Annotated in this window: 23 protein-coding genes; 14 read left to right on the forward strand and 9 right to left on the reverse strand. The window is 63.3% G+C overall.

What is annotated here, in order from left to right; translation table 11 throughout:
* Positions 1-48 precede the first annotated feature (48 nt).
* A complete protein-coding gene (locus tag EAH73_RS13405; RefSeq protein ID WP_140467346.1) occupies positions 49-660 on the forward strand; it encodes a DUF4136 domain-containing protein in 612 nt (203 codons plus the stop codon).
* Positions 661-752: 92 nt separating this feature from the next.
* On the opposite strand, the gene lipA is transcribed toward EAH73_RS13405, so the two are convergent.
* Positions 753-1,649 (reverse strand): lipoyl synthase, encoded by an 897-nt coding sequence (gene lipA, locus EAH73_RS13410; RefSeq protein WP_140467348.1) that lies wholly within the window; start codon positions 1,647-1,649, stop codon positions 753-755.
* A 145-nt stretch (positions 1,650-1,794) separates the two neighbouring features.
* Positions 1,795-2,697, reverse strand: a complete 903-nt coding sequence (locus tag EAH73_RS13415; protein WP_140467350.1) for a hypothetical protein — start codon at positions 2,695-2,697, stop codon at positions 1,795-1,797.
* 137 nt (positions 2,698-2,834) lie between these two features.
* Here EAH73_RS13415 and EAH73_RS13420 point away from each other — a divergent pair, with 137 nt between their 5' ends.
* Positions 2,835-3,245 carry an OsmC family protein gene (locus tag EAH73_RS13420; protein WP_140467352.1) on the forward strand — a complete coding sequence of 137 codons (411 nt, stop codon included), beginning with the start codon at positions 2,835-2,837 and terminating at the stop codon, positions 3,243-3,245.
* 172 nt (positions 3,246-3,417) lie between these two features.
* Here the strand turns inward: EAH73_RS13420 and ytxJ are convergent, their stop codons facing one another.
* The 3 genes from ytxJ to EAH73_RS13435 form a co-directional block, all read right to left on the reverse strand.
* Entirely contained in the window at positions 3,418-3,765 is a 348-nt protein-coding gene (gene ytxJ, locus EAH73_RS13425) for a bacillithiol system redox-active protein YtxJ (RefSeq protein ID WP_140467354.1), read from the reverse strand.
* A 112-nt stretch (positions 3,766-3,877) separates the two neighbouring features.
* A complete protein-coding gene (locus EAH73_RS13430; protein WP_140467356.1) occupies positions 3,878-4,186 on the reverse strand; it encodes a hypothetical protein in 309 nt (102 codons plus the stop codon).
* A 4-nt stretch (positions 4,187-4,190) separates the two neighbouring features.
* Positions 4,191-4,637 (reverse strand): hypothetical protein, encoded by a 447-nt coding sequence (locus tag EAH73_RS13435; protein WP_140467358.1) that lies wholly within the window; start codon positions 4,635-4,637, stop codon positions 4,191-4,193.
* 231 nt (positions 4,638-4,868) lie between these two features.
* On the opposite strand from EAH73_RS13435, the gene EAH73_RS13440 reads away from it, so the two are divergent.
* From EAH73_RS13440 to EAH73_RS13465, 6 genes are all read left to right on the forward strand, one after another.
* Positions 4,869-7,217: a M20/M25/M40 family metallo-hydrolase gene (locus EAH73_RS13440; protein WP_140467360.1), complete on the forward strand. Its 2,349-nt coding sequence runs from the start codon at positions 4,869-4,871 to the stop codon at positions 7,215-7,217.
* A 71-nt stretch (positions 7,218-7,288) separates the two neighbouring features.
* Positions 7,289-8,257: a proline iminopeptidase-family hydrolase gene (locus EAH73_RS13445; protein WP_140467362.1), complete on the forward strand. Its 969-nt coding sequence runs from the start codon at positions 7,289-7,291 to the stop codon at positions 8,255-8,257.
* A 4-nt stretch (positions 8,258-8,261) separates the two neighbouring features.
* Positions 8,262-8,729 (forward strand): hypothetical protein, encoded by a 468-nt coding sequence (locus EAH73_RS13450; protein WP_140467364.1) that lies wholly within the window; start codon positions 8,262-8,264, stop codon positions 8,727-8,729.
* Positions 8,730-8,804: 75 nt separating this feature from the next.
* Positions 8,805-10,616, forward strand: coding sequence for an ABC transporter ATP-binding protein (locus EAH73_RS13455; RefSeq protein ID WP_140467366.1), 1,812 nt, complete (start codon positions 8,805-8,807; stop codon positions 10,614-10,616).
* A gap of 35 nt (positions 10,617-10,651) precedes the next feature.
* Positions 10,652-11,098, forward strand: a complete 447-nt coding sequence (locus EAH73_RS13460) for an HNH endonuclease (RefSeq protein ID WP_140467368.1) — start codon at positions 10,652-10,654, stop codon at positions 11,096-11,098.
* Positions 11,099-11,360: 262 nt separating this feature from the next.
* On the forward strand, positions 11,361-11,627 hold the full coding sequence (locus EAH73_RS13465) for a barstar family protein (RefSeq protein ID WP_140467370.1): 267 nt from the start codon (positions 11,361-11,363) through the stop codon (positions 11,625-11,627).
* 20 nt (positions 11,628-11,647) lie between these two features.
* On the opposite strand, the gene EAH73_RS13470 is transcribed toward EAH73_RS13465, so the two are convergent.
* Positions 11,648-13,702 (reverse strand): thiamine pyrophosphate-dependent enzyme, encoded by a 2,055-nt coding sequence (locus tag EAH73_RS13470; protein WP_140467372.1) that lies wholly within the window; start codon positions 13,700-13,702, stop codon positions 11,648-11,650.
* A 147-nt stretch (positions 13,703-13,849) separates the two neighbouring features.
* Between EAH73_RS13470 and EAH73_RS13475 the strand changes: the two genes are divergently transcribed.
* Positions 13,850-15,124 carry a M16 family metallopeptidase gene (locus EAH73_RS13475; protein ID WP_140467374.1) on the forward strand — a complete coding sequence of 425 codons (1,275 nt, stop codon included), beginning with the start codon at positions 13,850-13,852 and terminating at the stop codon, positions 15,122-15,124.
* 168 nt (positions 15,125-15,292) lie between these two features.
* Here the strand turns inward: EAH73_RS13475 and EAH73_RS13480 are convergent, their stop codons facing one another.
* From EAH73_RS13480 to EAH73_RS13490, 3 genes are all read right to left on the reverse strand, one after another.
* Positions 15,293-15,634 (reverse strand): hypothetical protein, encoded by a 342-nt coding sequence (locus tag EAH73_RS13480; RefSeq protein WP_140467376.1) that lies wholly within the window; start codon positions 15,632-15,634, stop codon positions 15,293-15,295.
* 91 nt (positions 15,635-15,725) lie between these two features.
* The gene (locus EAH73_RS13485) at positions 15,726-16,118 is read right to left on the reverse strand and encodes a hypothetical protein (RefSeq protein WP_140467378.1); all 393 of its coding nucleotides are present in this window, start codon (positions 16,116-16,118) and stop codon (positions 15,726-15,728) included.
* Positions 16,119-16,311: 193 nt separating this feature from the next.
* The gene (locus EAH73_RS13490) at positions 16,312-16,647 is read right to left on the reverse strand and encodes a hypothetical protein (RefSeq protein ID WP_140467380.1); all 336 of its coding nucleotides are present in this window, start codon (positions 16,645-16,647) and stop codon (positions 16,312-16,314) included.
* Positions 16,648-16,762: 115 nt separating this feature from the next.
* On the opposite strand from EAH73_RS13490, the gene pheS reads away from it, so the two are divergent.
* The 5 genes from pheS (at position 16,763) to EAH73_RS13515 (ending at position 22,207) form a co-directional block, all read left to right on the forward strand.
* Complete coding sequence (gene pheS, locus EAH73_RS13495; RefSeq protein WP_140467382.1) at positions 16,763-17,836, forward strand: phenylalanine--tRNA ligase subunit alpha; 1,074 nt, start codon at positions 16,763-16,765, stop codon at positions 17,834-17,836.
* A 124-nt stretch (positions 17,837-17,960) separates the two neighbouring features.
* Positions 17,961-19,274, forward strand: a complete 1,314-nt coding sequence (gene rimO, locus EAH73_RS13500; RefSeq protein WP_140467384.1) for a 30S ribosomal protein S12 methylthiotransferase RimO — start codon at positions 17,961-17,963, stop codon at positions 19,272-19,274.
* Positions 19,275-19,459: 185 nt separating this feature from the next.
* Positions 19,460-21,049: a bacillithiol biosynthesis cysteine-adding enzyme BshC gene (gene bshC, locus EAH73_RS13505; RefSeq protein WP_140467386.1), complete on the forward strand. Its 1,590-nt coding sequence runs from the start codon at positions 19,460-19,462 to the stop codon at positions 21,047-21,049.
* 53 nt (positions 21,050-21,102) lie between these two features.
* Positions 21,103-21,630 carry a hypothetical protein gene (locus tag EAH73_RS13510; protein WP_205013005.1) on the forward strand — a complete coding sequence of 176 codons (528 nt, stop codon included), beginning with the start codon at positions 21,103-21,105 and terminating at the stop codon, positions 21,628-21,630.
* A gap of 7 nt (positions 21,631-21,637) precedes the next feature.
* The gene (locus EAH73_RS13515) at positions 21,638-22,207 is read left to right on the forward strand and encodes a 5-formyltetrahydrofolate cyclo-ligase (protein WP_140467389.1); all 570 of its coding nucleotides are present in this window, start codon (positions 21,638-21,640) and stop codon (positions 22,205-22,207) included.
* Positions 22,208-22,243 lie beyond the last annotated feature (36 nt).

Consider the following 22,243-nt stretch of genomic DNA (forward strand, 5'->3'; position numbering starts at 1 on the left):
GCAACGCCCCGCCCGCGAAGCCGGCGCCCCACTTTTCTTCCCCTTGTTATGAAACCCAATTCCCGTTTTTTTGCCCGCCCGGCCGCTTTAGCCACCCTGGGCTTGGCGCTGCTCCTGGGCACCGCCGCCTGCACTACGCAGCGCGTGGGTGTGTCCAACGACTTCGACCACGCCGTTAACTTCCGCGCCTACAAAACCTGGTCGTGGTACCCCAAGCAGCAGGCCGACACCCAGGGCGGCCCCGCCAAGGGCTACGAGTCGTTTGTGGACCAGCGCATCCGGGCGGCCGTGGCCACCGACCTGGCCAATAAGGGCCTCACCGAAGTGGCCCCCGGCCAAGCCCCGGACGTGTTCATCGCCTACAGCGCCCGCGTCGAAAACCAGCAGCAGGTATCGCCCTACTACAACGGCCTGGGCTACCCCTACGGCTACGGGTACGGGTACGGCGGCTTTGGCGGCCGCGGCTACGCGCCGGTCACGCAGTACAAGGCCGGCACCGTCATCATCGACATCGTGGACGCCCGCCGCAAGGAGCTGGCCTGGCGCGGCACCGGCATGGCCGCTCTCGACCAGAACAACATCTCGCAGGACGAGGCCACCCGCATCGTCACCAGCATCTTGGGCACCTACCCGCCGAACGAGAGCAATCCCCGCCGCTAAGCGGCACGGCTTCCAGCAAAACAGGGCCCCTTCCATCACGGAAGGGGCCCTGTTTTGTTTGGCGGAGAGCCCCGGCGGCTCAGGGCCCCCGGTTAAACCGGCACGTTTACGTGGCGCTCGGCGTGGTAGGAGCTGCGCACCAGGGGGCCGCTTTCCACGTACTTGAGGCCCCGGCGGAGGCCCTCCTCGCGGTAGTGGGCAAACTGGTCGGGGGTGATGAACTCGGCCACGGCCAGGTGGCGCTTGGTGGGCTGTAGGTACTGGCCGAGGGTGAGGATGTCGAGGCCGTTGGCCACGAGGTCGTCCATGGCCTGGTACAGTTCGTCGGGCTGCTCGCCCAGGCCCAGCATAATGCCCGACTTGGTGCGGTGCCCGGCCAGCTTCGTGCGGCGGATTTGCTCCAGGCTGCGGTCGTAGCGGCCCTGGGGGCGCACCAGGCGGTAGAGGCTACCCACGGTTTCCATGTTGTGCGAAATCACCTCCTGGCCGCCCGAAATCATGGTTTCCAGGGCCCCCCAGTTGGCTTTCACGTCGGGGATCAGGGTTTCGATGGTGGTGCTGGGCGAGAGCTGCTTGGTGAGCACCACGGTTTCGCGCCACACGGCGGCGCCGCGGTCCTTCAGCTCGTCGCGGTTCACGCTGGTGAGCACGGCGTGCTTCACCTTCATCAGGGCAATGGCCTCGGCCACGCGGCGGGGCTCGTCGAGGTCCAATTCGGTGGGACGGCCGGTGGCCACGGCGCAAAAAGAGCACGAGCGGGTGCAGATGTTGCCCAGGATCATGAACGTGGCAGTGCCCGCGCCCCAGCACTCGCCCATGTTGGGGCAGTTGCCGCTCTCGCAGATGGTGTGCAGCTTGTGCTCGTCGACGAGCTTGCGCACGGCGGCGTACTCGGGGCCCACGGGCAGCTTCACGCGCAGCCAATCGGGCTTGCGGGGGCGGGCCGGGGCGGCCGTTTCGGGCTGGTTGAGGATGGGCAGGTCAATCATAAGGCTAGTTAAAAGTTAAAAGTTATAAATTAAAAGTTGCGAGTTTTAGGCAGTACTGCTGAGGCCAAAACAACCAAGGATAGTCGTTCGCTTAGCCACACAGCTGTTTAAAATCATAACTTTTAACTCATAACTTTTAACTGATTTATGAGCGGTGGCCGATGTACAAAGTCAGGTACACCGACGGGAAAAACTTGTTGTTGATAAGGGCGGCGTCGCCCTGGGTGCCGGGGCTGAGAATGAGCAGGCGCTTGGCGTAGGTTTCGACCAGGAAGCCAGCTTCGAGGCCCGCCACGGCGTCGCGGTAGCGCCCGTACTCGAAGCTGAGGGCCCCGCGCAGGTGGGCCCCGGCCACGAACTGGGTTTTGGCGATGCCGCTAAAAAACGGCGCGTGGTCCACAATGGCGCCCTCCTGCACGTGGATGGCGGGGTCGTACTGCTCGTCGCGGATGTCGTCGCTACTGTTGAAGCGGCCGGTTTGGGCCGCCGTGTAGTCGTAGCTGATGTAGTAGGGCATTAGGATGCCGATGGAGGGCCCCGCGCTCAGCAGCGCGTTCACCTGCACGCCGGCGTCGGCGGCCTTGCGAAACAGGATGCGCTGCACCCCGAACGACGGCCGCAGGGCAAACGCGTAGTTGGTTTTGTGGTAGATGTAGCTGCCGCCGGTGGAGTTGTTGCTCACGCGCTCCTCCTTCTGGTTTTTCAGCGACACGCCCTCCAGGCTCCAGAAGCGCAGGTAGCGGTCGTCGAGCACCCGGGCCGAGCGGATGGACACGCCCCCGATGAGGCCGCCCTGGGTGTTGAAGTTGATGCCGTACACGAACTCTTTGCGGTACGACTGCTCATCGGAGGGCGCGGCCATGGGCTCGCGCAGCCCCACCGGGGCCCCGGCGGCCGAGCGGCGGGGGGCGGCTTCCGTGGCGGCCGGGCGCGGCGCGGACCGGGCCGGCGCGGGGCGCGCCGGTGCAGGAAAATCCTGGGCCCGAACGGCCAGGGGCAGGGCCCCGGCCAGCAACAAACCAGGCAGCAAGCGGCGAGCACACAACATACGCAACGGAGTTAGACGCAAACAGATAAGAAGAAGCTGGCCCCAGAACCCGCGCGCGGCCAGTTGGGTTCGGCGGGCGGGCTACCTTTGCGGGGCCCCCGGGCCCCGCTCTCGTTCCATTCGTAAAGATACACGCAATGCCCACCGCCACCGCCCATTATCTCGGCCACCTGCGCACCGAAGCCACCCACGTCGCCTCGGGCACCGTCATCCAAACCGACGCCCCCGTCGACAACCACGGCAAGGGCGAGGCCTTCTCGCCCACCGACTTAGTGTGCGTGGCCCTGGCCTCGTGCATCGTCACCACGATGGGCATCGTGGCCGACCGCCACCAGCTCGACTTGGCCGGCAGCACCTACGCCACCACCAAGCACATGAGCACCGAGGCCCCGCGCCGCATTGCCCGCATCGAGGTGGCCCTGCACCTGCCCGCCGCTTTCGCCGCCGCCGACCGCGCCCTGATGGAGCGCACCGCCCGCACCTGCCCCGTGGCCCTGAGCCTGCACCCCGACGTGGACAAGCAAATCACGTTCAGCTACGACTTGTAGGGCCCCAGGCTCGCATAGGAAGAAGCTGACCGTCATGCTTCGCAGCGCTCTGCCTGATGGTCAGCTTGTGTTGTTTTAACGGTACGGATTTCGTGCTAACGACAAAAAGTAGGGGCCCCCGGCACAATGCGCGCCGGGGGCCCCTACCTTTTTGTCGTTAGCGCAGCTAAGGCTAGCTGGCCACGGCGGCCTTCACGGCGTCGAGGCGGATGCCCATGTGCGAGGCGTCGAACGTGGCGGCGCCGTTGTGGATGAGCAACAGCTGGGGCGACTCGTGGCGCACGCCGAACTGCTCAGCAATCTGGGCCGAGAGGGGGCGGAAGCGCAGCAGGTCGAGGTAGTAGATGGGCACGGCGTCGAGGCCGCTGGCGGCCCACTGGCGCTCAATTTTGGCCTTGGCCGCCGCGCTGATGGAGCACGTGGTGCTGTGCTTGAAGATGAGGACGGGGTGCTGGCGCGATTCGTCGGCAATGGCCGTCAGTTGGGCCGCATCGGTGAGGGGGAGCCAGGGAGTGGACATGGAATAGTAAGTAATGACTGATGGATGGTGCCGTCGGCAGCCCTAAAAACGGCCGCGCCCCCGCATTTGTTGGGGCCCCGGCCCACAAGCGGCCCCACCGGCGGGCGGGCGGCTACTTTTTCTTGCGGCCCAGGCCCAGGAAGGTCTTTTTATTCTTCGGGTTCACGGGGGCCCCGTTGTGGTACTGCATGGCGTCGGCCCCGGCGGGGCGAGGGTGGTCGCCGGCCCCGCGGTCGAGGCGGGTGCGCGGAATGTCGAGGTGGGTGTCTTTGTAGGGCGTGGGCAGGCGGCGGCCCTCGCGCTGGGCGCGGCGGTGGGCGGCGTCCACGTCGCGGGCGTTTTGGGGCGTGATTTGGGCGTGCGCGGGGGCGGCAGCGGCGGCACCGAAGGCCAGGCCCAGCAGCCAGGCGCGGGCGCGCAAGGGCTTATTCGGGATTGGCTTTGGCGGGTGCGGCGTGGGGCTTGGCATTGGGTTTGGCTTTGCGGCGGAAGAGATTTTTGAACGATTCCCAGGGCTTGAACGGCGGGCGCGGCTGCTTGTGCATGATGCGGCGCTTGAGCTTGGGCTTTTTCATGAGCCCGGTTTTCTTGTCGAAGTGCAGCTTGCCGGCCTTGGCGGGCTCTTTGGGCGCGTCGGCGGCCTTGTCGGCGGGGGCGGCGCCGGAAGCAGCGGGCGCGTCGTCGGCGTCGTCGCCCTTTTTCTTGCTGTGCTTGCCCGCGGCGCGGGCGCTTTGCTTGCGGGCGCGGGCGGCGGCTTTGCGCTGCTGCTTTACTTCGGCTGAAACGGGCGGCGTGGGCAGCCGGTAGGGGTGGAATAGCGTGCACGAGCCCAGCAGCGCGCCCAACAACAGGAGGATAAATAGACGGTTCACGGGGGGCATAGCATAGAATAAGGGCCGGAAGATAAGCACGGCCTAGTCGCGGCGGTGCCCCGCTGGGCCCCATCTTGGCGGCTCCCAATTTCATCTTGCCACCTTGCTATTTTGGCCCACCGCCGAGCCGGGCGCGGGGGCCCCGGCCGGCAGCGGGCCGGCAGCTTTGGATTGCTGGAAGCCAGTGCGTTGCTTTGGCGCGCCTTCCTAAACCAATACAACGCCTTGCTTATGCCCAATTTTCTACGCCGCTGGCTGCCATTGCTCGGGTTGCTGCTGTTTGCCGCCCTGGCTATATACCTGGCGCGGGCCCCGCAGCCGGTGCCGGCCGGGGCCCCGGCCACCGCGTTTTCGGCCGAGCGGGCCCTGCGCGAGGTGGCCGTGGTGGCCCGGGCGCCCCACAGCATCGGCACGCCGGCCAACGCCGCGGTGCGCAACTACCTGCTGCGCCGCTGCCGGGCCCTGGGCCTGAGCGCCACCGTGCAGGATACGACCGTGGTGGTGGCCGGGGCCCCGGGGGCCCTCACCGGGGCGCGGGTGCAGAACGTGGTGGCCCGCCTGCCCGGCCGCACGCCCGGGGGCCCCGCCGTGCTGGTGCTCACGCACTACGACTCGCAGCCCCACACGCCCGGCGCCAGCGACGACGGCGCGGGCGTGGCCGCTGCCCTCGAAACCCTGCGCGCCCTGCACGCTGGCCCGCCCCTGGCCCACGACGTACGGTGGGTATTCACCGACGGCGAGGAAATGGGCCTGCTGGGGGCCCGGGCCTACGCCGCCGACACCGTGCGGCTGCGGCGCGCGGTGGGCGTGGTGCTGAACTTTGAGGCGCGGGGCAACGCGGGGCCCAGCAACTTGTTTGAGCTGAGCAGCGGCAACACGTGGGTGCTGGAAGAGTTTGCCAAGGCTGCCCCCGCGCCGCTGGGCTCGTCGCTGGCCTACGAAATCTACCGCTACTTGCCCAACGGCACCGACTTCACGGCCTTCCGCGCCGCGGGCCTGCCGGGGCTGAACTTCGCCTTCACCGGCGGCTACTCCTACTACCACAGCCCCGTCGACACGCCCGAGCGGCTCGATTTGGCCTCGCTCCAGCACCACGGCGACTACATGCTGCCCCTGGTGCGGCACTTTGCCAGCATTTCGCTGGCCCACGCCCCCACCGGCGACAGCTCGTTCTTCAACCCGCTGGGCACGTGGCTGGTGGTGTACCGGGCCGGCTGGAACTGGGCGCTGAGCGCCGCGGGCTGGGCGCTGCTGCTGCTGGCCATTGGGCAGGCCCGGGGGCGGGGCCGCCTGCGCCTGGCGGGCCTGCTGGGCGGGGCCCTGGCCTGGCTCGTTGGCACCGCGCTGCTGCTGGCCGCGGGCTGGTACCTGGCGCGCGCCGTGGGAGCCGCCTACCCGCAGTACGCGGTGTTCTACGACCACGCCTTTTACAACGTGGGCTGGTACCACCTGGCGCTGGCGGCGCTGGGTGCGGCCGTGTTCACGGCCTACTACGGGGCCCTGCGCCGGTGGCTGCGGCCCGATTCGCTGACCGGCGGCGTGCTGCTGGTGCTGGCCGGGCTGCAAGCCTTTCTGCAAGTGAAGGCGCCCACGTCGGGCTTCCTGCTGGGCATTCCCATTGCATGCGGGGCCCTGGGCTGGCTCTGGCAGACGGTGACCACGCCGCGCCCGTTCGTGGGGCCCCGGGGCCGGCGCGAAATTTATTCGCTGCCGCTGGGGCCCGTGGGCGCGCTGCTGGCCGTGCCGGCGGTGGCGCTGCTGGCGCCCGACCTGCGCGCGCTGTTCACATTGGCCGGCCTGGGGGCCCTGGTGCCGGCGGGCATGTTTTTCCTGGCGGTGCTGCTGGGCCTGCTGCTGCCGGCGCTGCTGCCCGCCCTGGGCCGCACCGAGGCCACCGGGCCCCGCTGGGCCCTGCCGCTGCTAGCCGCCGCCGTGGCCCTGGGGGCCCTGGCGGCGGGCCACGCCACCAGCCGCCCCACGGCCGAACACCCGCAGCAAACGCACGTCTTCTACACCCTCGACGCCAACCGCGGGCAGGCCTACTGGCTCAGCAGCATGGCCGGGCCGGATGCCTGGACGCAGCAGTTTTTCTCCGCGCCCACCATGGGGCCCTTGCCCGAGTTGCTGCCCGGCACGACGCTGCCGGTGCTGCACCAGGGGGCCCCGCGGCTGGCGCTGGCCCCGCCCACCGTTACGGTGCTGGCCGATACCACCCTGCCCACCGGCCGCCGCCTGCGCCTGCAAGTGCGCCCCGCCCGGCCCGGCGTGGTGAGCCTGAATTTGGTCTGGCCCACTTTTAAGCTGAACGGGTTGCGGGTAGCCGGCCACGCGGTAGCCCCTGCCCTGCTGGCGTCCAGCACTGGCTACAACGGGCTTACCTTTTTCGCCCCCGGCCCCCAGGGCTTCGTGGTAGAGTTCGAGTTGAGCCCCGGCGACGCCAAGCGGCTGCAAATCACCGCCAAAGACCGCAGCCTGGGCCTGCCCACCGAAGCCAAAACGCAGCCCCTGCCCGCCAACATGGTGGCCGCCCCCGGCTACAACAGCTTCACCACGCAAGTCACGAAACGGTTCCAGCTGTGAATTTTAGGGCCCCTGGGGTGAGGCTTCGCCCCAGGGTTAGCATCTTATTTATTTACCGTTTACTCCACCCAATGCCCAGCCGCGCTGCCTTTACCCTGCTCCTATTCCTATTGCCCTGGCTGGCCCGCGCCCAGGCCAAAGACAGCAGCTACGCGGCCAAAATGCGGGCCCCGGGCGTTAAAATGATTACCGTGGACGGCAAGTACCGGGTGTGGACGCAGAAGGTGGGGAAGGGCAAAATCAAGCTCTTGCTGCTGCACGGGGGCCCTGCCAACACCCACGAGTACTTCGAGAATTTCCCCGAGTACCTGGGCAAGGAAGGCGTCGAAATTTATTTCTACGACCAGCTCGGTTCCTACCATTCCGACCAGCCCAAGGACACCGCCATCTGGCGCATCGGCCGCTTCGTGGACGAGGTGGAGCAGGTGCGCCGGACCCTCAAGCTCAAGCATTTCTACCTGCTGGGCCACTCCTGGGGCGGCCTGCTGGCCCTCGAGTACGCCGCCCGCTACCCCGAGCACCTGCGCGGCCTCATCGTCTCGAACATGGGCTACAGCGCGCCCATCTACAACAAGTACCGCTTCGGCCTCTTTGCCGACATCATCCGCGAGCAGCGCCACGGCCGGCCCGCGGCCCCCGACAGCCTGCTGGGCGACAGCAAAATGATGCCCCTGCTCACCAAGCCCGTGCAGGACGAATTCTTTCACCAGCACATGCTGCGCCTCCCCCCAGGCCAGGAGCCGGGGCCCTACGCCCGCAACCTCGCCCACATCAACAAAGCCGATAGGGCCCCCATCTTCCCCTTCATGGCCACCTGGGATTTCATCGCCCGCCTGGCCACCATCCGCACCCCCACCCTATTGCTGGGGGCCCAGTACGATTTCATTCCCCCCTCGGCCTACGCATATATGCACCAGCAAATGCCCCACAGCCAGGTCTACATCTGCCCCAACGGCTCCCACTTCGCCATGTGGGACGACCCGCAGCATTATTTCCCCGCGCTGCTGAGGTTTTTGAAGGAACCCATTAAGGATAAATAAATCCATGAATTACCAATTTCAATTCAGAACATGGTATAGCCAATTCTACATTGCTGATAAAAATTCATCCCATACGACTGATTCTAACAATTTCTGGACCGATGAAGCGCACGAATGCAGACTAGCAATTGAAGAGGGAATAATTGGAGTTGGAATCGAAACGTATAGCTATGTCAACGCAGAAATTAATTTATTAAGCACCCGTCCGGTTGAAGTGACTTTGGCGTTATACGATAACATAGTAGAAGGGAGTATAGAAATAAAATCTGGTGTTCTTCAAATTTTAGACTGTCCTGATTCAAATGTAATGCTTGAATTAACTGTCAAACCAGCGTCTTATCGAATCCGCGTTTGTGCTTCTAAACTTGATTCTGTTGTAGACGAAGATGAAGCAGCAGACGACTTTTATTCTATTGATATTTGGCCTGAACAATATTCCCTAAGGAGAATAATTAAACAGTACGCCTCATAAGCAACACAGTTAGAATAACCCCAACACTCCCGCCCGCGTCTAACGCAGCTACCGCCACACTGTAGTTGCCTGCTTATGAGCCTTTGGGAGATAATTCGCCGCCTTTACCCCTACGTGCGGCCGTACCGGGGCCTCGTGTTCGGCACGCTGCTACTGACGCTGGTGGGCTCGCTGGCGGCCCAGGTGAACCCGTTTGTGCTGCGCTACACCGTGGACACGGTGCAGGGCCTGCTGAACCGCAACCAGGGCCTGGCGCAGGGCCTGCCGCTGCTGCTGGCCGTGAGCGGGCTGCTGCTGGGCAAGGAAATTATCAACACCGGCATCCAGTTTGGGCAGAAGTACTACGGCGAGAAAATCCGCATCAACGTTTCCACCCAGCTCTCGGAAGACGCGGTGCACAAGGTGCTCGGCTACCAACTCGGCTTTTATGCCGACAACGGCAACCAGACCGGCAAGCTCCAAACCCGCATCGACCGCGGCGTGGAGAGCCTGATGAAGCTGGTGCAAAACTTCTTCATCGACATCCTCCCACTATTTGCCAACGCCGTGGTGGCGCTGGTCATCATGTTTTTCGCCAACGTGTACGTGGGCCTGGTGGCCGTGGCGGTGCTGCCCGTGTACTTCTGGCTGAGCTACCGGCAGGCCGACCGCCTCAACGGCTCGCGCAGGGCCCTGCGCACCCTGCGCGAAGCCAAAAGCCAGGGCCTGGTCAACCTCATCGACTCGGCGGTGGTCATCAAAAGCTTCGTGCGCGAGGCCTACGAGGAGGAAAAGCAGACCCGCGTGCAGCAGGAATTGCAGGACGCCCAGCTCGAAACGCGCAAGGTCAACTTCCGCTACGACGGCCTGAAAACCTTCACCGAATCCATCGGCGTGGTGCTCATCATCGTGCTCACGGCCTACCTGGTGCTCGACCGGCAGATTTCCATCGGGGCCATCATGTTCCACATCTTGCTGTTCAACAACGTGTCGGCGCCTATCCGGCAGCTGCACCGCATCTACGATGAGATGAACGACGCCCTCACCTACTCGGAGGGCTTCTTCGACATCCTCGACGCGGCCGACGCCACTGAGCCCACGGGGGCCCTGTTGCCCGACCACCTGCGCGGCACCTTCCAGCTGCGCCACGTCGATTTCACCTACCCCAGCGGCACCCAGGCCCTGCACGACGTGGGCATCACCATCGAAGCCGGCAAAACCACCGCCCTGGTGGGCCTCAGCGGCGCCGGCAAAAGCACCGTCATCAACCTGCTCTGCAAGTTCTACGCTCCCGACCGTGGGGCCCTGCTGCTCGACGGCCGCCCGCTGGCCGACTACAACACCCACGCCCTGCGCCAGCAAATCGGCCTGGTGCTCCAGAAAAACCACATTTTCAAGGGCACCATCGAGGAGAACATTCGCTACGGCGTGATGGACGCCGACCTGGCGCAAATCCAGGCCGCCGCCCGCCAGGCCTACCTGCACGACCAGATCATGCAGCTGCCCAAGCAGTACCAGTCCGACGCCCAGCAACTGTCGGGCGGGCAGCAGCAGCGCATCGCCATCGCCCGGCTTTTCCTCAAAAACCCGCCCATCATCTTCCTCGACGAGCCCACCGCCTCGCTCGACGCCATCGCCACCGAGCAAATCAAGAACTCGCTCGAAGCCATCAAGCAGGGCCGCACCGTAGTCATCATCTCCCACAGCCTCGCCCAAATCGTCGATTCTGACTGCATCTACGTCATGCAGCAAGGCCGCGCCGTGGAAAGCGGCACCCACGAAGAACTCTACGATCAGCGCGGCACCTACCGCGAAATCTTCGACGCCTCGGCCCGCAGCTTAAATATTGAAAAACTAGCCCGGGTAATGGTAGACGACGGCGACGACGTGGCCGATACGGCGGGGTAATTATATTTAAGCCAACACCCTAATACCTTGAAATTATGCTTGAAGGCAGAACCTACTTTATTGTTGATGGCGAATACGCTATCCAAATCGAAGGATATTATGGTGCTATTACCGAATCCGGTCGTATATGGTGTAATACTGACAAGGTTACTGAAACAAATGACATTCCTAGAAGTGGTCGAAAAGTATATAAAAAAATCGAAAGCTATTTCGAAGATATATTGATACCACGCACCGGTTATATTGAGGTCACTATTGAGAACACTGAGAAACCTCATAAAAAAGGACGTTTACGCAGAAGAGACGCCTTTTTATTGCACAAACTTGTAGCACAACATTTTATTCCTAATCCCGAAGGATATAAGTTTGTTGAGCATATTGATAGGATAAAAACGAATAATCATTACTCCAACTTACGCTGGGTCAAAGAAGACACCTCCTTTTTAGGATATTTTCATAATGAAAATTTAGACTATTTTTAGCAGCATATTATCACCATAAAAATAAGGCAATTTGCATAAAAGCATAATATATTTGAAATAGTAGCACTATTAATTGAAATATCCATTACTTTAATCACCGTATATTTTGCAGGAAATTTATCTAAATCAACGTACTTTTTTCAATATTCCTAAGAAGAGCACTCCTTATAATTAGTTCTACTTTGATGAGCAAGATGGGATTTTCTATTAGTAATAATATCTACGTTAGATAAATGTCCCCCTATAAAGACCCAACTACTCAATGACCATCGACCTCACCAACGTTGATACCAAAGCGGCTTTTCACATGACGATGAAGCGCGAGCTGTGCTTTCCGGACTGGTACGGCGTGAGTTGGGACGCTTTTTGGGACGCCATTATCGCCGTGGTGGAAATGCCGGACCGGGTGGTGCTGCGAAACTGGGAAACGTTCGCCCAGGCCTGCCCCAAGGACATGCTGATCCTGCGGCAGATCATGACCGACTACCAATACGAAAAGCCCGACAAGCAAATCCTGCTGGAAGCTTAACCGCTGAGCGCGCCGGGGCCCTAATACCCTTGCAGCCAAGCCAGGCGCTCCTTGAGGCGCTGCTGGGGCAGAAAGCCGGCTTCGAGGGGCGGGGCGAAGGGAATGGGCGTGTCGAGGCCGGCTACGCGCTGCACGGGGGCGTCGAGGTGCTGGAAGCAGTGCTCGGCCACCCAGGCCACGATTTCGCCGCCCAGGCCCCCGGTGAGGGTGTCTTCGTGCAGCACCAGGAGGCGGCCGTTTTTGGCCACGGTGCGGCGCACGGCTTCGGTGTCCCAGGGCAGCAGGGTGCGCAGGTCGAGGATGTCAGCGCTGATGTTCAGCTCGTCGCAGGCCGCCAGGGCCCAGTGCACGCCCATGCCGTAGGTGACGATGCTCAGCTCATCGCCCTCGCGCACCAGGGCCGCTTGGCCGATGGGCGTGGTGTAGTAACCGTCGGGCACGGGGCCGCTGAGGCTGCGGTAGAGCAGCTTGTGCTCGAAGTACAGGACGGGGTTGGGGTCGTCGAAGGCGGCGCAGAGCAGGCCCTTGGCGTCGTGCGGGTTGCTGGGGTACACCACCTTCAGGCCGGGCACGTGGGTGAACCACGCCTCGTTGCTTTGGGAGTGGAAGGGCCCCGCGGCTGTGCCCGCGCCGGTGGGCATCCGGATGACCACGTCGGCGGCCTGGCCCCAGCGGTAGTGGCTCTTGGCCAGGTTGTTCACAATCTGGTTGAAGCCGCAGGTCACGAAGTCGGCGAACTGCATTTCCACCATCGACTTTTTGCCGCGCACGCTCAGGCCCAGCCCGGCCCCCACAATGGCCGACTCGCACAGCGGCGTGTTGCGCACGCGCCCCTTGCCAAACTCGGCCACGAAGCCCTCGGTGATCTTGAACACGCCGCCGTACTCGGCAATGTCTTGGCCCATGAGTACCAGCTCGGGGTGGCGCACCATGCTCTGGCGCAGCCCATCGGAAATGGCGTCGATAAAGCGCAGGCCTTTGGTGGCGCGGGCCGCGCCAGCCGTTGAATCGCCTTCGCTATCCGGCTCATCATTAGGGGCCCCAGCTTCTGAATCCTTGCTTTGCAGCGGCAGCTCCAGCGCCGCATCCGGCACGAAGGGCGCGTACACGTCGGCCAGCTCGCGGCCGGTGTGGGCGGTGGGCCCCGGGGCGGCGTCGGCTTCGGCCAGCGCGTCTTCAATCTCTTTTTTGAACTGCTCGCGCACGCTGTGGCGGGCGGTTTCGGTGAGGATGCCCTCGGCCAGCAGCCACTTTTCGTAGCGGTCCACGGGGTCTTTCTGGGCCCATTCCTGGAGCAGCTCGGCGGGCACGTACTTGGTGCCGCTGGCCTCCTCGTGGCCGCGCATGCGGAAGGTGAGGGCCTCCACCAGCACGGGGCGCGGGTTTTGGCGCAGGTCCACGGCCAAGCGGTGGATGGTATCGAATACGTCGAGCACGTTGTTGCCATCTACCTGCACGGCCTCCATGCCGTAGGCGGGGCCCTTGTCGACGAACGACTTGAACCGGAACTGCTCGTTGGAGGGCGTGCTGAGGCCGTAGCCGTTGTTTTCGATCAGGAAGATGACCGGCAGCTGCCACACCGCGGCCACGTTCAGCGCCTCGTGGAAGTCGCCTTCGGAAGCGCCGCCGTCGCCCGAGTACGTGAGCGTGACGCGGGGCTTCTCGTCGAGCACGTCGGCCAGGGCAATGCCGTCGGCCACGGCCAGCTGGGGCCCCAGGTGCGAAATCATGCCCACGATGTGGTAGTCGTTGGTGCCGAAGTGGAAGCTGCGGTCGCGCCCCTGGGTGAACCCCAGCGGCTTGCCCTGCCACTGCGCAAACAGCCGCGCCAGCGGTACCTGCCGCGCCGTGAACACGCCCAAGTTGCGGTGCAGCGGCAGAATGTACTCGTCGGCCTCCAGGGCCAGGGTGCTGCCCACCGAAATGGCTTCCTGCCCAATGCCCGAAAACCACTTGCTGACCTTGCCCTGGCGCAGCAGAATCAGCATTTTCTCCTCAATCAGGCGCGGCTTCAGCAGCTCGCGGTACAGGTGCAGCAGGGTATCGTTGGCGTAGTCGCGGCGGTCGAAGGTCATGGGGAAGGCGGGGTGGGCGGACGGGGGCAAAGGTAGCGGCGGCGGCCGGCTGGGGCCCCGCCGATACCTTTGCCCGCCAGGGCCCCGCCGTGCCGAAATCTTTGGTCCGGCTTTGTTGTTAGGGCCCTATTCAACCGCTATTGCTTCATGATTAATTTCCAGGAATTTACCCTTGCCAACGGCCTGCGCTGCATTGTGCACGAAGACTTTAGCACGCCCATGGCCGTGCTGAACGTGATGTACGACGTGGGGGCCCGCGACGAGGACCCCGACCATACGGGCTTCGCCCATCTGTTTGAGCACTTGATGTTTTCGGGTTCCGTGAACATCCCCAGCTACGACGAGCCCTTGCAGCGCGTGGGCGGCGAAAACAACGCCTTCACCTCGCAGGACGTCACCAACTACTACCTCTCGCTGCCCGCCGCCAACCTCGAAACCGGCTTCTGGCTCGAATCGGACCGGATGCTGAACCTGGCGTTTTCCGAAAACGGCCTGGAGGTGCAGCGCAAAGTGGTGGTCGAGGAGTTCAAGCAGAGCTACCTCAACCAGCCCTACGGCGACGTGTGGTTGAAAATGATGCCGCTGGCCTACCAGGTGCATCCTTACCAGTGGAACACCATCGGTAAGGAAATTGCGCACATCGAAAACGCCGTGATGGACGACGTGCGCGGCTTCTTCAATAAGCACTACGCACCCCAGAACGCCATCCTGGTGCTGGCCGGCGCCGTGAGCTTCGACGAAGCCAAGCGACTGGCCGAGAAGTGGTTCGGCCCCATCCCCGGGGGCCCCGCATACGTGCGCGACCTGCCCCAGGAGCCCGCCCAAACCCAGGCCCGCACCCAAACCGTGGAGGCCGCCGTGCCGCTCTCGGCCCTCTACAAGGCCTACCACGCCCCCGCCCGCCGCGACGACAATTACTACGCCGTGGACCTGCTGGCCGATATGCTCGGCCGCGGCAAATCGAGCCGCCTGCACCAGCGCCTGGTGAAGGAGCTGGCCCTGTTTAACAACATTTCGGCCTCCCTCACCGGGGCCCTCGACGCGGGCCTACTCGTGGTGAGCGGCAAGCTGAACGCTGGCGTGGACCTGCACGAGGCCAACGCCGCCGTGGAAGCCGTGGTGGCCGAGTTTGTGGCCGCCGAGGTGGACGCCCGCGAATTGGAAAAAGTAAAAAACCAGGCCGAAAGCCACCTGGTGTTCGGCGAAATTGACTTGCTGCACCGGGCCCTCAACCTGGCCTACAGCAAGCTCCTCGGCGACGCCAACCTGGTGAACGACGAGAGCCGCCGCATCCAGGCCGTGGACGTGGCCGCCGTGCGCGCCGCCGCCGCCCAGGTCCTCCGCCCCGAAAACTGCAACACGCTCTACTACGAAGCCGTGGGCGAGTTCGTGGCCGAAGAGCTGGAGCTGGAGGTTGAATAAACCCCGCCGAGCAAAAAAGGCCGTCCTGCTGAGCTTGCCGAAGCCTCTCTCCCGCTGCCCATTCTAATCGGTGAACGATTGGATTGATCGGCGGGAGAGAGGCTTCGACAAGCTCAGCAGGACGGCCTTAATAATTTTACCTGGAGACCTTAATTCTATTCGCCTCCCCTACTTTTTTGCTGGGCTGAGGGTGCTGTTGCCACCGGGGGCCCCGGGGGCGGGCTTTTTGGCGTAGTGCTTGCGCGGGGGCACGTCGCCCATGTAGCTGTCGATGTGGCGGTGGTCGGTTTGGGGCATGGGCATGCCGGGGGCCAGGTAGTAGTCGCCGCGCGACACCTCCATCTTGCGCTTACCGGCCCCGGTGGCCTTGAGGGTGCCGGCGCGGTAGTAGCTGCCCTTTTTGCGGTTGGCCTGGCGCACCGAGCGCTTGTAGTTCTTGGTGCCGGTTTGGGCCTGGGCCCCAAATAATACGGCGAGCACGAGGGCCCCGGCGAGAAAAAAACGCAACATAAGAATACCGTTAAGGGAAATAAAGAAGTGGGCCCCCGCACTTTACCGGGGCCCACTCTACGTTTAATTATCGGCCGTGGATTACGCGGGCCTAGCGGGGGCTGGGCGAGAGCGTGGTTTGGCGCGTGCTGACGGGGGCCTTGCGAGGCGTGCCGTCGTAGTTGTCCATTTCGTGGCCCGTGCGGATGTGTACGCTCATGCCCGGAGCGGCGTACACCGCGTCGCGGCCCTGGCGGGCCTGGGCCTCGTCGTAGGCCTCCCAGCCGGTGGGCTCCGTCACGGCGGCCACTACGGGCGCGGCGGCGTCGAGGGCGGGCCAGGCAGCGGCGGCCTGGCGGGTGGTTTTGCGCACGGTGCGCTGCGCTTTTTTGGCGACGCGGCGGGTGGTGCGGGTGGTTTTTTTGGTGACGACCGGCGTGGTTTGGGCGCTGGCTTCGGCGATTAGCAACACCGACAGGGCGAGGGTAAGGATGGAGCGGAACATGAGCGAAGCGGGTTAAGGAGTGGGAGTTGCCAAGCCAAAATCGAAGACCGTGCCAAACTGTGTTTTCGCCGCCCGGGGCCCCTCAGGCCATCAAACCTGCCCCGCGCCTTCCTTACGCCCGCAACCGAAAGCGCCCCGCCCGGCTACGCAAGCCAGGCGGGGCGCTTTGCCAAGGCCATGGGGCCCCCAGCACTTACTTCGGCGAGAGCGTGGTGCCCTTGCGGGGCTTGTCGCCGGGTTTTTCGTTGGTCGAGTTGTAGGGTTCTACTTCCTTGCCCGATTTTATGTTCACGGGCATACCCGGGGCGGCGTACACGCCCTGGCCCTGGCCGTTGTTGGCCGACGAGGCGGGGGCCCCGTCGCCGAAGCTGCCGTCGGCGGCGGCGGGCGTGGCGGCGTCGGAAGCAGCGGCCGGCACGGCGGTGGCTTTGGCAGCAGAAGTGGCTTTGGTGGCGCGACGCGGGGCCGTTTGGGCGGTGGCGGCGAGGGCCGAAATGGCCAGCAGCAGGGTGAGCAAGGAACGGAGCATAGCGCGTGGAAACGGGGTTGGAGGAGAAGGCATTAGGCCCCGCCAGCGGGCGGCCCAACAGGGTGCCTACGCGAAACCACCCGCTGGGGTGCCGCCCGGCCGTAACTTTGTACCCATGCTACAGGATTCCATTGCCGGCCTCGAAGCCGAAATCAGCGCCCAGGAGCTGGCCACCGCCGCCCAGCTCGACGCCTTCCGCATTGCCTACCTCGGCCGCAAGGGCCGCTTGGCCGACTTGTTCGACCAGCTCAAAACCGTGCCTGCCGATGAGAAGCGCGCCGTGGGCCAGCAGCTCAACCAGCTCAAGCAGGCCGCCCAGGCCCGCCACGACGAGGCCCAGCAGGCTCTGGAGGCCGCTACGGCCAACCAGCCCGCCGACGCCGGCTACGACTACACCCTGCCGCCCGTGCCCAACGCCCTGGGCACCCGCCACCCCCTGAGCCTGGTGCGCGAGGAGATGCTGCGCATCTTCGGCCGCATCGGCTTCTCGGTAGCCGAGGGCCCCGAAATTGAGGACGACTGGCACAACTTCACGGCCCTCAACTTCCCCGAAAACCACCCGGCGCGCGACATGCAGGACACGTTCTTCATCGCCCCGCATGCCCCCAAAAGCCCAATCGACCCGGCCGACTCTGGGGCCCCCGACGTGCCGCTGCTACTGCGCACCCACACCAGCAACGTGCAAGTGCGGGTGATGGAAACCCAGGCCCCGCCCATCCGGTCCGTTATGCCGGGCCGCGTGTACCGCAACGAGGCCATTTCGGCCCGCGCCCACATGATGTTTCACCAAGTGGAAGGCCTGTTCGTGGACGAGGGCGTGAGCTTCGCCGACCTCAAACAGACGGTGTACTACTTTGTGAGTGAGATGTTTGGCGCCGACATCAACATCCGGTTCCGGCCCAGCTTCTTCCCCTTCACCGAGCCCAGCGCCGAAATTGACATCACCTGCCTCATTTGCAAGGGCAAGGGCTGCAACATCTGCAAGTACTCGGGCTGGGTGGAAATTGGCGGCTGCGGCATGGTGGACCCCAACGTGCTCGAAAACAGCGGCATCGACCCCGAGAAATACTCCGGCTACGCTTGGGGCATGGGCATCGAGCGCATTGCCATGCTCAAGTACCAAATCAAGGACTTGCGCCTGTTCACGGAAAACGACCTGCGCTTTTTGCGGCAGTTCGAGGCCGTGTAGGGCCCCATAATCGATTAGGCCGCGGGCCGGGAATTAATCAATTGGAATTCTGGGGCCCCGGGCGCGGTTCTGGTTGATTGCCTGGCCCCTGGCGCTTTAAATAATTTGGATAATCCGTGACGGAATGAAAGTTAGAAATCAAAACCAAAACAAGGTCAACGTCATCACGCTGGGCTGCTCGAAGAACATCGTGGACAGCGAGGTGCTGATGGGCCAGCTCCAGGCCAACGACTTCGACGTGACGCACGAGGCCGAGAAATCGGACGCCAACATCGTCATCATCAACACCTGCGGCTTCATCGACAACGCCAAGCAGGAAAGCATCGACACCATCCTGCGCTACGCCGACGAGAAAGTGGCCGGCCGCCTGGAGAAGCTGTATGTGACGGGCTGCCTTTCGCAGCGCTACAAGGACGAGCTGGAGGTGGAAATCCCGCAGGTGGACGCCTATTTTGGCACGCTGGAGCTGCCCCAGATGCTGAAGGTGCTGAACGCCGACTACAAGCACGAGCTGGTGGGCGAGCGCCTGCTCACCACGCCGCGCCACTACGCCTACTTCAAAATTGCCGAGGGCTGCAACCGCCCGTGCTCGTTCTGCGCCATCCCGCTGATGCGCGGCAAGCACGTGGACCGCACCATGGACGACCTCGTGCGCGACGCCGGCCGCCTGGCCGCCCAGGGCACCAAGGAGCTGATCCTCATTGCCCAAGACCTGACCTACTACGGCCTGCAAGCCTACGGCGAGCGCAAGCTGCCCGAGCTGTTGCGCCGCCTGTCCGACGTGAACGGCATCGAGTGGATTCGGATGCAGTACGCCTACCCGTCGCAGTTTCCGCTGGAGGCGCTGGACGTGATGGCCGAGCGCGCCAACATCTGCAAGTACCTCGACATGCCCTTGCAGCACGGCTCGGACAACATGCTGAAAACCATGCGCCGCGGCATCACCCGCCGCCGCACCTCGGAGCTCGTGGACACCATCCGGCAGCGGGTGCCGGGCATCGCGCTGCGCACTACGCTCATCGCCGGCCACCCCGGCGAAACCGACGCCGACTTCGACGAGATGTACGAGTTTGTGCGCCAAACGCGGTTCGAGCGGCTGGGCATCTTCACGTACTCGCACGAGGACAACACGCACTCTTACACGCTGGAAGACAGCGTGCCGGCCGACGTGAAGCAGGGCCGCGCCGACGCCATTATGGAGCTGCAGCAGGGCATTTCGCTGGAGCTGAACGAGGACCGCGTGGGCCAGACCTATAAAGTGCTGTTCGACCGCAAGGAGAGCGGCCACTTCGTAGGCCGCACCGAGTTCGACTCGCCCGAAGTGGACAACGAAGTGCTGGTGCCGGTGGAGAAGGACACGTTCGTGCGCCTCGGCGATTTCGCAAACGTGAAAATCACTTCGGCTACGGATTTCGACCTGTACGGCGTGTTGGTTTAACCACCGATTTGCGCTATTTAGGGCCCCGGCAAAACCCGCTTTTACCGGGGCCGCTGCACATTCCTTTTCAAGAGGCAGCCAATCGGCTGCCTTTTTTGTTTAGTCCCGACCTTTACGGCGCGGCCCCGCCGCGCCGCTTCCAATCGTCCCCAAAATCCGACGAATCCGCTCAATCCGATAAATCCGTGGTTCAGACACTTTCCTACGCCGATACCGGCGCTTTCTCCGGCCTTCTCCTCGATTACCTCGCCCAAAAGCCCGAGCTGGCGCCCTTCTACCACCGCTGGCCGGCGCTGGAAAACTTCGCCGCCCAAATTGAGGAGAAGCAAGCCGCTTACTCGCCCGAGGCCCGGCAGCGGCTGGTGGGGGCCCTGCGCGCCCAGTACGCGGCCGGCGAGGTGCCGGCGGCCGTAGCGACCAACATCGAGCTGCTGGCGAAGGATACCACGTTCACCATCACTACCGGCCACCAGCTTAACCTGCTCACGGGGCCCCTGTATTTCGTGTATAAAATCGTGTCGGCCATTAAGTTGAGCCGCGAGCTGAAGGCCAAGTACCCACAGTACGACTTCGTGCCCGTGTACTGGATGGCCACCGAGGACCACGACTTTGCCGAAATCAACCACTTTTCGCTCTTCGGCAAAACCTACCAGTGGGACGCCGAAGGCACCGGGGGCCCCGTGGGCCGCCTGCCCCTGGCCGGCCTCGACGAGCAGCTGCTGAGCCAGTTGCCGCCCGAGGTGCCGGCCCTGTTCCGCGACGCCTACGCCGGGGCCCCCACGCTGGCCGCCGCCACCCAGCGCCTCGCCGACGGCCTGTTTGGCCAGTACGGCCTGGTGACGCTCGACGCCGACCGCCCCGACTTAAAGCAGGCGCTGGTGCCGGTGCTGGAGCAAGAAATCCAGCACCAGACCTCCAACGCCGCCGTGCAGGCCACCAATGCCCGCCTCACCGCCGCCGGCTACAAGCCGCAGGTGTACTCGCGCCCCCTCAACCTGTTCTTCCTCACCGACAGCGGCTTGCGCGAGCGGCTGGAGCCCGACGCCAACGGCGCCGACTGCGTGGAGGTGACCGTGCGCAACACCGCCCGCTGCCACAGCCAGGCCGAGCTACTGGAGCTGGCCCAACAGCAGCCCGAGCGCTTCAGCCCCAACGTGGTGCTGCGCCCGCTGTACCAGGAGATTTTGTTGCCCAACCTGGCCTACATCGGCGGGGGCGCGGAGGTGGCGTACTGGTTCCAGCTGAAGGACGTTTTCGCGGCGTTTAATGTGCCGTTTCCCATCGTGCTGCCCCGCAACTCGGCCATGTACGTGAGCCGCGCCAATGGTGGCAAACTGAAGAAGCTGGGCCTGAGCACCACCGACATTTTCCGGCCGCTGCCCGAATTGAAAAAGCAGCTCGGGGCCGCCATTGGCCAGGAGGAAATCAGCCTGAAGGAGCAGCAGGAGGCCCTGGCCGCCACCTTCCAGCAAGTGCAAGACCTGGCCCAGCGCCTCGACGCCTCGCTGGTGCGCACCGTAGCCGCCGAAGCCCAAAAAGCCGCCGCGGGCCTCGCCGGCCTCGAAAAGCGCCTGAGCAAAGCCGCCGAAACCAAGCACGAAACCGCCTACGCCCAGCTCGCCGCCATCAAGGAAAAGCTGTTCCCCGGCGGCGGCCTGCAAGAGCGCACCGACAACGTGCTGAACGTATTAATTAACAACCCCGCTTTCATCGAACAATTAATTGGGGCCCTGGAGCCGCTGGCGCTGAATTTTGCGGTGATTGAGGAAGAGTAATTAACCCTTAATCAAATTTCACATTCAAGCCGTCAGTTATGTGCCGCTATGCAATGACCACCTATAAGCCTCATTACGCATGCTTTGACTGTCGCAAAACCTTTAAGCGACGTTTGTTGAATGATGTGGTTCAGGATGAAAAAGAATCTCTTGCTGCAACGTGCCCCGATTGCGGCCAATTAATGGCCGACATGGGGCTTGATTTCAAATCGCCTCCAAAAAAGGAGATTAATGCATGGCAACACTTACGAAAGCTTTACTCAGTTGGAATTGCTTTCCATTCCTGCGGATGTTCTGGTCCTGGTTATATTCCAAGAGATTCAGCAGAACTGCGTGACGTATTACTTGAGCGAAAAGAAGAATATATTAAGAACCTCCATTTCTGGCTAAATAAGCCTATTTTGGAAACTAAAGTGGCCCTTGAAAAAGACAGGAACAACAACCTAAGTACATACAGCAAGGTGTACCATTTACAAGGAAAAAAAGGTGGTGTAATCGCCCAAGAAGCAGTCGATCATTGGACTGATTTGATTCAGGACATTGAGCATAAATTAAGCAAAGTGCTTGCTAAACAATCTTAAACCCACCTTGCGCCGCACCGCCCTAGCCCGCCGTGGGGCCCTGACGGCCGCCGAAGTAGCGGAGCGCAGCGAATTAATTAGCGCGCAATTATTTCAGCATTTCCCGGTGGTGGCGTGGCGGTGGCTCCACGTATTTCTGCCGTTAATTAATAAAAACGAGCCGGATACCTGGGCTATTATCCTGCGCATTTGGGCCGAAAAGCTGCCGGTGCAACTGGCGGCGCCGGTGGTGCAGGCAGATGGCGTTTCGCTGAAGCACTACGAACTGACGGCCGCCACGCCGCTGGTGGCCGGCCGCTGGGGCATTCCGGAGCCGGTGGGGGCCCCAGCCGCTGAGGTACCGCCCGTCGCGTTTGATGCAGTGCTGGTGCCGCTGCTGGCCTGCGACGCGCAGGGGCAGCGCGTGGGCTACGGCGGCGGGTTCTACGACCGGTTTTTGGCGCAGTGCCGGCCGGGCACGGCGTTCGTCGGGCTCAACCTTTTGGACGAGCCGCCGGGGGCCCCACTGGTCGATGCGCTGCCCACCGATGTGGCCCTGACGGCCCTCGTGACGCCCGCCGGCGTGTGGCGTTTTTAGGACGTTAACGCGTTGAAAATAAATAGCGGCGGGGGC

It is taken from the genome of Hymenobacter nivis, from assembly GCF_006439025.1.
Taxonomy (GTDB): Bacteria; Bacteroidota; Bacteroidia; order Cytophagales; family Hymenobacteraceae; genus Hymenobacter; species Hymenobacter nivis_A.